Source organism: Nakamurella sp. (assembly GCF_048594475.1).
Lineage (GTDB): Bacteria > Actinomycetota > Actinomycetes > Mycobacteriales > Nakamurellaceae > Nakamurella.
On sequence record NZ_JBMDXT010000238.1, the window covers coordinates 1 to 8,765 of the forward strand.

Annotated in this window: 7 protein-coding genes; 3 read left to right on the forward strand and 4 right to left on the reverse strand. The window is 70.8% G+C overall.

Features of this window, described 5'->3' with window-relative positions; translation table 11 throughout:
• Positions 1 to 240 precede the first annotated feature (240 nt).
• The 3 genes from ACOJUF_RS11030 to ACOJUF_RS11040 form a co-directional block, all read right to left on the reverse strand.
• Positions 241 to 1,272 (reverse strand): zinc-binding metallopeptidase family protein, encoded by a 1,032-nt coding sequence (locus ACOJUF_RS11030; RefSeq protein WP_420121899.1) that lies wholly within the window; start codon positions 1,270 to 1,272, stop codon positions 241 to 243.
• A 143-nt stretch (positions 1,273 to 1,415) separates the two neighbouring features.
• Positions 1,416 to 2,240: an HAD family hydrolase gene (locus ACOJUF_RS11035; protein ID WP_420121900.1), complete on the reverse strand. Its 825-nt coding sequence runs from the start codon at positions 2,238 to 2,240 to the stop codon at positions 1,416 to 1,418.
• Between the two features lie 106 nt (positions 2,241 to 2,346).
• Positions 2,347 to 3,276 carry a hypothetical protein gene (locus ACOJUF_RS11040; protein WP_420121901.1) on the reverse strand — a complete coding sequence of 310 codons (930 nt, stop codon included), beginning with the start codon at positions 3,274 to 3,276 and terminating at the stop codon, positions 2,347 to 2,349.
• 529 nt (positions 3,277 to 3,805) lie between these two features.
• Between ACOJUF_RS11040 and ACOJUF_RS11045 the strand changes: the two genes are divergently transcribed.
• A complete protein-coding gene (locus ACOJUF_RS11045) occupies positions 3,806 to 5,311 on the forward strand; it encodes an FGGY family carbohydrate kinase (protein ID WP_420121902.1) in 1,506 nt (501 codons plus the stop codon).
• Positions 5,312 to 5,584: 273 nt separating this feature from the next.
• On the opposite strand, the gene ACOJUF_RS11050 is transcribed toward ACOJUF_RS11045, so the two are convergent.
• Positions 5,585 to 7,237 (reverse strand): FAD-dependent oxidoreductase, encoded by a 1,653-nt coding sequence (locus tag ACOJUF_RS11050; protein ID WP_420121903.1) that lies wholly within the window; start codon positions 7,235 to 7,237, stop codon positions 5,585 to 5,587.
• A 143-nt stretch (positions 7,238 to 7,380) separates the two neighbouring features.
• On the opposite strand from ACOJUF_RS11050, the gene ACOJUF_RS11055 reads away from it, so the two are divergent.
• Together ACOJUF_RS11055 and ACOJUF_RS11060 are read left to right on the forward strand one after the other, a co-directional pair.
• The gene (locus tag ACOJUF_RS11055) at positions 7,381 to 8,157 is read left to right on the forward strand and encodes a triose-phosphate isomerase family protein (protein WP_420121904.1); all 777 of its coding nucleotides are present in this window, start codon (positions 7,381 to 7,383) and stop codon (positions 8,155 to 8,157) included.
• A 159-nt stretch (positions 8,158 to 8,316) separates the two neighbouring features.
• The coding region (locus ACOJUF_RS11060; protein ID WP_420121905.1) for a class II fructose-bisphosphate aldolase at positions 8,317 to 8,765 on the forward strand (449 nt) is incomplete at its 3' end.

An 8,765-nucleotide genomic window follows, 5' to 3' on the forward strand; every position in this document is an offset into this window, starting at 1 on the left:
GTGCGGGTCGGACGGCCGGTCGGGCCGCCAGGAGCCGGCGGCCGGACCGAGTGCTGCGGCGGCCGGGCCGGGGGCTCGGACGGCCGGCCCGGCGGCGCCGGCGGTCGCGACCGAGGGGCCACGGGTCCCGCCGACCGCGAACAGACCCGGATCCTCCTCGCTCACCCGTGCGACGCTACCGGTCGGGGCCGCCCGGCACGAACGGGCGGGCCCGACCGGACCGGGCCCCCGGGGGCGCGATCAGACCCCGACGGCCGCGTTGACCTCGGCCGGCGTGTTCTCGGCCGCGACCAGCTTGTGCACCAGCCGCATCTTGTCCAGCACGGCCGGCGGCAGCACGAACGGGTACAGATCCTTGTGCCCCATCGACCGGTTGATCATGTTGAGCGACCAGGCCAGCGGCAGCCACAGCGCGATGATCCGGTCGAACCCGACGTCGCCCGGCAGCGCCTGGGTGGCAGCCGCACCGGCCGGCGCGAACCCGAAGGCCGCCGCGGTGTCGATCGTGTCCCGGATGTGCAGGTAGTGGGCGAAGGTCTCGGCCCAGTCCTCGGCCGGGTGCATGGTCGCGTAGGAGGAGACGTAGTTCTCCTCCCATCCCTCGGGCGCACCCTGCGAGTAGTGGCGATCGATGGCGGCCTGGTAGTCAAGGTCCGGGTCGCCGAACAGCCGCTCGAACTCCTCCCGGGCCGGACCGGTTTCGGCCAGGACGAAGAAGAAGTAGTGGCCGGTCTCGTGCCGGAAGTGGCCCAGCAGCGTGCGGTACGGCTCGTCCATCGAGATCCGCAGCTGCTCGCGGTGCACGTCGTCGCCCTCGGCCAGGTCCAGCGTGATGACGCCGGAGTCGTGGCCGGTGATCACGTTCTCGTGCTCGCTGGAGAGCAGGTCGAAGGTCAACCCCTTCTCCGGGTCGGCCTCGCGGTCGTTGATCGGCAGGCTCAGCTCGACCAGCTCCACCACCAGACGCCGCTTGGCCGCCTCGGCCTCGGCGAACGCCGGCAGCGCGGGGTCGCCGTCGGCCGGCCGGGTGCGGGTCAGCGAGCACGAGCGGCACAGCGGCCCGCCGTCCACCGGCACCAGCCAGTTGCACGCCGCGACGTGCAGGTTCGCGCACATCCGACGCTGGGGTCCGGTCGTGGTGGTCCCGTCCGGTCCCAGAACGGCGAAGTCACGGGCCGCCAGGTCGAAGCCGAGGGAGCTGCCGCAGTTCAGGCAGACCGAGTTCTCGAAGGCCAGCTGCTGGCCGCAGTGGGGGCAGGCGAAGTCGCGCATGGGTGGTTCTCCAGGTTGTCCGGGGGTCCGCGGCGGTGTCCCGACGGTGGGACTCGCGGCATAACGGGCAGACCCACTGTAGTGGGCAGCAGAGTGCCGGTACCCCGCCCGCACCCGATCAAACCCCGACCCCCCGAACGGCCTCAGGCCACCCGGGTCCGGACCTGCCGCAGGATCTCCTCCAGGAACTCCGCTGCACCATGCTCGTCGTGCCGGCCGATGGTGGCCCGCGCTGCGGCCAGCGCCTCCGGGCGCGCGTTGCCCATGGCGACCGGGGTCCCGATCCGCTGCATCCACACCGCGTCGTTGCCGCCGTCACCGGCCCCGGCGGCCAGGGCGGGGTCGATGCCGAGCCGGTCGAGCAGGAACTCCAGCGCCGTCCACTTGCTGGCGTCCGGACCGGACAGTTCCCAGAACTCGTCCATCGACCGCATCGCTCGCGGGACCAGCCGGGCCATCACCGGCGCGACCGCGTCCAGCTCGTCCCGGGTCCCGAAGATCATCGTCTTGACCACGGTGCCCGGCTCGATCTGGTCGGGGGTGCCGAGCCGGACCTCGGATTCGTTGATGTCGGCCATGGTCCGGGCCAGCCGCTCGTCGGTGGCGTAGATCTCGCCGGCGGTCCACCAGGTCAGCGGCCGGCCGGTGGTGCGGTGCACCTCGATCATCGCCGTCATGTCGGACTCGGGCACGGTGCGGACCCAGATGTCGGCCCCGGTCTGCGGGTCGGTGATGACGGCCCCGTTGCAGCTGATCTGGGCGCTGCGCAGGCCGGCGGCGCGGGCGATGTCGCGGACGTTGGCCCGGGTCCGGCCGGTCGCCAGCACGACCGGCACCCCGGACTCGTCCAGCGCACCCATCGCCCGGGACGTGCGGGCGGAGACCCGGTGGTCCGCTCCGGCGATGGTGCCGTCGACGTCGAGCACGACCGCCGCGGTGCGGGACAGGTCCAGCGGCGAATCCGACAAAGGACATTCCTTTCTGTAGAGCCTCGCGACCGGCGGGCGGACCCGCCAAACGCCGACAGCGTGCCTGCCCGGGGGCAGCCACGCTGTCGGCGCGAAGGAGGACGGATCAGGCGAACAGACCGGCCAGGGTGAGCACGACCAGGGTCGCGGGCCAGATGGCGGTCGCCGGCGGATCGATGTGGGTGTTGCCGTGGTCGTGGAACAACCGGGCCCCGGCCTCGGCGAACCAGGCCGACATCATGCCGAACAGGGTGCCGATGATCAGGGCCAGGACGTAGTTGTCGTTGACGATCGGCAGGAACGTCACGGCACCGACCCCGGCGATGATGGTGATGTGGTGGGTCACCGGGAAGCTCAGCCCGAGGCTCAGGAACAGCAGGGACGCCGCGGACAGGCCGAAGACCAGGAACTGGGTGGGCGCGGCGTCCGGGAAGAGCTCGTGCAGCTTGAGCGAGGTACCGGCGGCGAACAGGCCGGCACCCAGGCCGAGAACGGTGTTCGGCACGAACTTCTCGTGGTAGCGGACCCAGGCGGTCTCGTCCTTGGGCGCGAACCGGCCCCAGCCGGCCCCCTCGGGCAGGTTGCCGAAGATGCTCGCCCGGCCGATGAACAGGCGCACGACCAGCGCGGAGATGAACACCGTGAAGGCCACGGTGTCGGTGTGGGTGCCGAACCACGGGATCTTGGCCACCCCGAGCTGGAGCAGGTACCCGCCGGCGCCGAACAGGGCACCGACGATGAGCACGTCCGGCTTCTCCACGGAGATCAGCGGGACGCCGATGTCCTTGCCCCCGACGTCCTTGGTCCGGCGCGCGGCGTAGGCCGCCGCGGCGACGCCGCCGGCGAAGGCGACGTGCGGGCCGAACACCGGGCCGAAGGCCACCGTGTTCAGGAAGTCCGCGGAGCCGCCGGCCACGATGATGCCGGTGCCGGCGATCACCATGAAGCCGGTGAAGATGAAGGAGTGCAGGGCGCCGATCGCCGCGGCGAAGAACCCGCCGCCGAGGGCTAGCAGCAGGGACAGAACGTCGAACATGAGTGGCCTTCCGTACTCGTACCACGGTGTAGGAACGGAACTTCGCCCTGTCGCGGTCGACCGGGCGCGTGTCGGAACAGTACAGGTACATACAAGTCTGTACAAGACTTGGCCGTCCCGGTTTCGGACCGTGTCGGCCCGGGTTCGGACCGGTCGCCGCGTGGCGTCCGGCCCGGTCGGCCGGGGTCGTCCGCGGCCGGTGATGCATGGCCAGTTCTCGGGTCCGGACCGGCTCCGGGATCTCCGGCCGGCGTCCGGGACCTGATCATGGCCCGATCGGGGGATCCGGGCAAGCCCGACGCAACCCCGGTGCAACGCCCGCGGGATCGCGACCTCCGAATGAGAAACACGGCCGAGCAACGGGTTCGGCTCCCGGTCAGGCCGACCTGACCACACCGGACCATACAAGTCTGTACACGTCTTGACCCGACCGGACGACCGCTCTAGTTTGAACCCACTCCCCATGGACCGCGGCATCCGGAATGTCCGGGAACCGCCGATCACCGTTGCTCGACAGAGAGGGAACCTTGTGAGCAGGTACATCCTGGGCATCGACGAGGGCACCACCGGTGCCCGCGCATTCGTGATCAACGAGGAGTGCGAGGTGCTCGGCGTCGCCGCCGCGGAACTCACCCAGCACTACCCTCGGCCCGGCTGGATCGAACACGATCCGATGGAGATCCTTTCCATCCAGATGGAGGTGATCCGGGCCGCCCTGCGCAAGGCCGGCCTGCAGCCGTCCGACCTGTCCGCCGCCGGCCTGACCAACCAGCGCGAGACCGGCATCGTCTGGGAGAAGGACACCGGCCGGCCCATCCACAACGCCATCGTCTGGGCCTCGCGGCAGACCACCCCGGTCGTCGAGCAGTGGGTCGAGCAGGGCTACGGCGAGATGATCCAGGAGCGCACCGGCCTCATCCCCGACGCCTACTACACGGCCTCCAAGATCCGCGTCATCCTCGACGCCGTCCCCGGGGCCCAGGAGCGGGCCGAGAAGGGTGAGCTGCTGGCGGGAACCGTTGACACCTGGCTGATCTGGAACCTGACCGGGCGCAAGGCGTTCGTCACCGACTACTCCAACGCCTCCCGGACGATGATGTTCAACCTGGAGACGCTCAAGTGGGACACCGATCTGCTGGCGGCCTACAACATCCCGGTCGACATGCTGGCCGAGATCGTGCCGTCCGACACCGTCGTCGGTGACCTGAGCGCGACGTTCGGCGCCGAGGTGCCGATCGCGGCGACCATGGGCGACCAGCAGGCCGGCCTGTTCGGTCAGGCTGCCTACTCCCCCGGCCAGAGCAAGATGACCTACGGCACCGCGGGCGTGCTGAACATCAACTGCGGCACCACGCCGCAGCGTGTCGCCGGCCTCACCCCCAGCATGGCCTGGGGGGTGGAGGGCACGCACGCCTACGAGATCGAGGGCGTGCTGTTCGCCATGGGCAAGACGATGCAGTGGCTGCGGGACGACCTGAAGCTCATTCACGCCGCCCCGGACTCGGAGTGGTACGCCGGTCAGGTGCCCAGCACCAACGGCGTGTACCTCATCCCGGCCTTCACCGGCCTGTCCGCGCCGGACTGGGACCCCTACGCCCGCGCCGCCATCATCGGCATCAGCAACGCCACGACCCGCCTGCACATCATCCGGGCCGCGGTGGAATCCATGGTGTTCCAGACCCGGGACGTCGTCGACGCCGCGCTGTCGGGGGGCGGCGGAACGATCTCCATCCCGGAACTGCGGGTCGACGGCGGCGCGGTGAAGAACAACTTCCTGTGCCAGCTGCAGGCCGACATCCTGGGCATTCCGGTGCTGCGGCCGGTCATCTCGGAGGCCACCGTCTTCGGGGCGATGCTGATGGCCGGCCTGGCCACCGGCATCTACTCGAGCCTGGACGAGGTTGCCGGCAAGTGGAAGCTGGACCGCCGGTTCGAGCCGAGCATGAGCCGGGACCAGGCCGATTCCATGTACGCCGGCTGGCGGGAGGCCCGTGACCTGACCCGCGGCTGGGCCAAGAAGGTCAACACCGACTGACGGATCCGCACCACAGGGCCGGCCCCCGCCTCGCGCGCGGGCCGGCCCTGTGGCATGCGCACCCGGGCCCCGCTCGGCCGCTGCGCCTGCCCCGCCCCGGTTCGCTGATCACAGCCGCGCCTGCGGTGGGCATTCGCCGGTTGCCGCCCGGCTTTGATCAGCGAACACCGCGGACGCAGCGGGTCCCGGAAAGACCAGAGGGCCGGGACGACGGGCGTCGTCCCGGCCCGTGGCCGGCAAGGTCGAGCGGTCAGGCCCGGTCAGGCCCCCCGGTCAGGCCAGGGTGGCGTCCTGCGGGACCTGCCGGGCCACGCCGCCCAGCAGGCGGGTGTGCACGTAGTCCCGGTGGGCGCGCACCTGCGCCTCGACATCCTCGGTCGACCAGCCCAGCAGCGGAGCGGCGACCCGGGCGACCTCACGGTCGACGTCCAGCGCCAGCGCCGGGAACAGCCCGACCATGGTGCGCCGGTGCAGGATGTCGGCCAGGTGGACGGCGCCCTCGGCCTGCACGGCCAGGGTCACCTCGGCAACCACCACGGCCGACTCCCCGGTCCCGATCAGCCGGGCCTGCTCGGCGTCCTGGCCGATCAGCGTGAGCAGGTCGGAGCACCGGGCGCCGTAGACGGCCAGCAGGCGGTCCACCACCGGCTTGGGGAACGGCAAGCGGCCGCGCAGGCGCCGCGCGGTCGCCGGCCAGTCCGCGACGCCGCCGGGCAGCGGCGTGTGCGCGGCCCGGGACGCCGGCAGCGTACGGCCGAGCAGACCGGCCGCCTTGTCGACGGTCTCGGTGCCCAGGCTCAGGTGCGGGGTCAGCTTGCCACCCACCACGCTGATCAGATTGGCCACCGAGTCGTGGGTCAGGATCAGGTGGCTGCGCGGGATGTTGCCGCTCTTCACGCCCGGCCGGTACGGCAGCGGGCGAACGCCGGCGTAGCTGAACAGCACCGAGTCGGTCGTCAGGCCGGCCTCGGGGATCAGGTTGTTGGTCTCGGCCAGCAGGTAGTCGATCTCGGCCTCGTTGCCGGCCACCATGTCCAGGTCGCCATCGAACCGGTCGTCGGTGGTCCCGATCAGGTAGCGGCCGTTCCACGGGATGACCAGCACGGCCCGGTTGTCCGAACGCGCCTCGTAATAGATGGCCACGTCCGGCGCGCCCGGGAACGGGTCGACGACGATGTGCGTGCCCTTGGTGCCGCCGATCATCCGGTCCAGCCCGAGCCCGGCGTCGGCCTCGTCGACCCAGGGCCCCGCCGCGTTCACCACGACCTTGGCCCGCACCGCGTGGTCGGTGCCGGACAGCTCGTCGTGCACGGTCAGCCCGACCGCCCGGCCTCCGTCGACCGTGATCGACGCGGTCGCGTAGGTCAGCACGGACGCGCCGGCATCGGCTGCCGACAGGAGCGTCTCCAGCACCAGCCGCTCGGCGAAGACGACCTGCCCGTCGTAGTACCGCAGGCCGGCCGAGAGACCGTCCGGGTTGAGCGAACCGAGCTCGACGGACACCGCCTTGCGGCCCAGGGCGCGGTGCCGCGGCACCGACTTGCGCAGGGACAGCGCGTCGTAGAGCACCATGCCGGCGCGGAACATCCAGCCGGGCTTGTGGTTGTGCTTGTACACCGGCACGACGAACGGCAGCGGGGTGACCAGGTGCGGCGCGATGTGCAGGAGCCGCTCGCGATCGTGCAGCGACTCGTGCACCAGCCGCAGCTCGCCGTGCTCGAGATAGCGCAGGCCACCGTGGATCAACCGGCTGGACCAGGACGAGGTGCCCGATCCGGCGTCCGCCTTGTCCACGACCAGCACGGACAGGCCGCGGGTCGCCGCGTCCCGCGCGATGGCCGCGCCGTTGATGCCGGCCCCGACGATCGCCAGGTCGAACTCGGTGTCGGCCAGGGTCGTCGGTGAAACGCGGGCGAGATTCTTCATCGGTCAGGCCCTTCCATTCGAGCTCGGGTGAACGGGGATCGGCCGGTGAGGGCGGCCGCGATCAGCGTAGCGGTTGCTTGTATGTACAAGATAGAACAAGATGGTACGACCTGAGTCGAGATGATCGCCACGAAAGGTTCCGCATGCTTCCCGCCACCCTGATCGGCTGCAGTTCCAAGAGCTACTTCACCGCCGCGCAGGCCCGGGAGTGGGGTCCGCGCGTCCTGGACGCGGTCGCCGACGATCCCGCCGGCGCGACCGGCCTGTTCTGCTGCCCGTCCTTCCCGCTCATCCCCACCCTGCTCGAAACCCTGGGCGCGGGAGGCGGTCTGGTCGGCGCCCAGGACGTGTCCCCGTACCCGGCGGGCGCCTACACCGGCGAGGTCAGCGCCACCGTGCTGGCCGAGCTGGGTTGCCGGCTGGTGATGGCCGGCCATCCGGAGCGCCGTCGCCTCTTCGGCGAGGACGACGACCTCGTGCGCCGCAAGGTGCTGGCCACCGCCGAGGCCGGCATGGCTCCGGTGATCGTCGTCGGCGAGGACGTCGAGGGGACGTCGGCCGCGCACGCGGTCCGCACGCAGTTCGACCGTTGGCTGGACGGCTTCCCGGCCGGCGGCGAGATCCTGGTCGCCTACGAACCGGCCTGGGCGATCGGCCGGCCGCAGCCGGCGCCGCCCGCGCACGTCGCGCAGTCCATCGCGATCGTCCGGGAGCTGATCGCGGAACGGGACGCCCAGGCCCGCGTGGTGTACGGCGGCAGCGCCCAGCCCGGCACGTTCACCGACGTCGCCGACGCGGCCGGCGGGGCACCCGATTCGGTGCCGGACGGCTTGTTCATGGCCCGGTTCGGGGTGAACGTGGACAACTTCCTCTCGATCGTCCACGAGGTGCGGGCGGTCGCGGCAAAAATTGGCCGCTAGGTTGGCTATACAAGTCCATACATGTCCATTACGATGAGATGACACACGGTCCACACCGGGCGACGAGCCCGGTGTCGGCCGGTAGGCACCGAACCGAACGAACCTCGCCGTTGTCCAGCCGGACGGACCCACCACCGTCCATCAGTCCGAAGGATTGACATGACCATCGCCAAGACCGTCGACCTCGTCGTCGCCGCCCGCAAGGCCGGGTACGCGGTACCCGCGGTCAACATCGTGGACGACCTGTCCCTGCGCGCGATCATCGCCGCGGCCGAGCAGGCCCAGTCCCCGATCATCCTGCAGACCTCGGTCAAGACCGTGAAAAGCATGGGCGCGGAGATCATCTCGGGGATCTTCCAGCACGCGGCGGGTGCGGCGTCGGTCCCGGTCGCGCTGCACCTGGACCACTGCCCCGATCGTGCGGTCATCACCGAGGTGATCCGGCACGGCTGGACCTCGGTGCTGTTCGACGCCTCCGACCGTCCGCTGCAGCAGGCCTGGGACGAGACCCGCGAGGTCGTCAAGGAGTGCCACGCGGTCGGTGTCGGCGTGGAGAGCGAGATCGAGAACATCGTGGGCGTCGAGGACGGCGTCGGCTCGGACGAGGC